Source organism: Myxococcus llanfairpwllgwyngyllgogerychwyrndrobwllllantysiliogogogochensis (assembly GCF_006636215.1).
Taxonomy (GTDB): Bacteria; Myxococcota; Myxococcia; order Myxococcales; family Myxococcaceae; genus Myxococcus; species Myxococcus llanfairpwllgwyngyllgogerychwyrndrobwllllantysiliogogogochensis.
Window position 1 is genome coordinate 1 of the sequence record NZ_VIFM01000520.1, and the last position, 1704, is coordinate 1704.

Annotated in this window: 1 protein-coding gene and 1 pseudogene; both read right to left on the bottom strand. The window is 71.1% G+C overall.

Annotated elements, in window-relative coordinates:
• A pseudogene (locus FJV41_RS49025) lies at nt 1-1286 on the bottom strand (hypothetical protein); the annotation flags it as partial.
• A gap of 26 nt (nt 1287-1312) precedes the next feature.
• The coding region (locus tag FJV41_RS49030; RefSeq protein WP_281291650.1) for a DEAD/DEAH box helicase at nt 1313-1704 on the bottom strand (392 nt) is incomplete at its 5' end.

Here is a 1704-nt window from a genome sequence, read left to right on the forward strand (position 1 = left end):
AGAATGGGCTTGAGGCGGTACTCCACGTCCTGGGCCGGCACCGTGGCGAGCGCCTCCACGGCCTTCTCGATGTCGAAGACGACGTCGTACAGCTCGCAGCGCACGTCGGGCTCGCGGTTGACGCGGCAGAAACCCATGCCCTGGAGGGAGTGGCAGGGCGGCGCCACGGCGCCATCCTCGCGGGCGGTGGCCATCACCTTTTCGTAGGCCTTGCGGATGTAGCCGACGCCGTCTCGGCCCTTCAGCTTGCCCAGGCCGCGCCTGTCGTACTCCAGGACGAGTTCGGTGATTTCATCGAGGCCGAGCTGCTTGTGCGCGAAGAAGCGCACCATGTTGAAGATGGCGACGCTCCGGTCCTCCGCCCCCTCCTGCCATAGGCGCTGCACCGGGCCGCACATCTCCACCGGCTGCGCCCAGTCGTACTCCCCCGTCTCCGTCCGGCGGGCCTTCACCTTCCCCTGCGGTGCCGAGGCGGAGGGCGCCAACGGCAGCGTCACCTGGGCCGGACGCGCCGGGTTCGCCACAGGCTGCTGCACCGGCGCGCGCAGCAGGCGCTCCAGGAGGACTGCGTCTTCGACGCGCTCGAAGCCGGCGAGCGCGCGAGCTGCTCGGTGAGGCCGCTCCGCAGTCCCCGCCCCCTTCCGGGCGACGGTGCCCACCACCTTGATGATGCGGGCCACGTCGTGGATGGAGTCCACGCGCATGCGCTCGGAGGCGAAGCGGGCACGGAACTCGGCCTCGAAGGCCTTCAGTCCTGCCTGCACGCGCTCGTGGGCCTCCCCTTCCAGCGACTGCGACGGCAGGGCGAACCAGAGCTGCGCCCCGTTGCCGCTCATCATCAACCGCGGGCGGACAAGCCCCTGCGCCTCGCACCAGTCCGCGGCGGCTGTCGCCACCTGGAGCGTCAGTGCGAGCTCGTCCTCGGTGCTGGCCGAGTCCTTGGGGCGCATCGGGTCCAGGTCCACCACCGTGGCCGTGACGACTGCGATGTCCTTGCTGCCCGCCCCCGTCCGCAACGGACGGAGGACGTTGGGCGCCAGCTCGAGCAGGCGCCGGGGCCGGGGCTGGATGCCCACATACACGTTGCCGGCAGCGTTGGCCTCGACACAGGCAGCGACGAAAGCCTCCTCGGCGTCGAAGAAGCCCAGGCCGACAAGGCCTCCGCCGCCTGGGCGGATGACACGGACTTCGCTCACGCCGTGCTGGGCATGAGCCAGCCACCGCCAGGTTGCGCGGATGGCGTCCGGGTTGGGAGTGCTCGGAGTGGTATCAGAAGGTGTCGTCATCGAAGGTGCTCACTCCCTGCATCGGTTCAATGGGCGCTGGCGGCGGAGGACACCCCGAGCACCGTGGCGTACTGCTGGCGGCGCTCGGCGTGGTGGCGCCGGAGCAGCGGCACCTTCCCGTCGACGAAGTCGATGAGGACGGCGCTCTTCTTCTCCTCGTGCGGGCGCATGAGGCGTCCGAGACGCTGGACGGTGCGTCCACGCGCGCGGCCGGGGTACACGAGGAAGACGCGCGAGAGGCGCGGCAGGTCCAGCCCCTCATCCGCCAGGCTGGTGGCCACCAGCACACGGACGCGCCCGGCGCGCGCCTGGTCCAGGAGGGCCTTGCGCGCCTCGCGCGGCACCTCACTCGTCAACGCGGCGGCCGACAGGCCGGTGGCCGAGAGCCGCTGCGCCAGCAGCTCGCAGTGGTCCACCC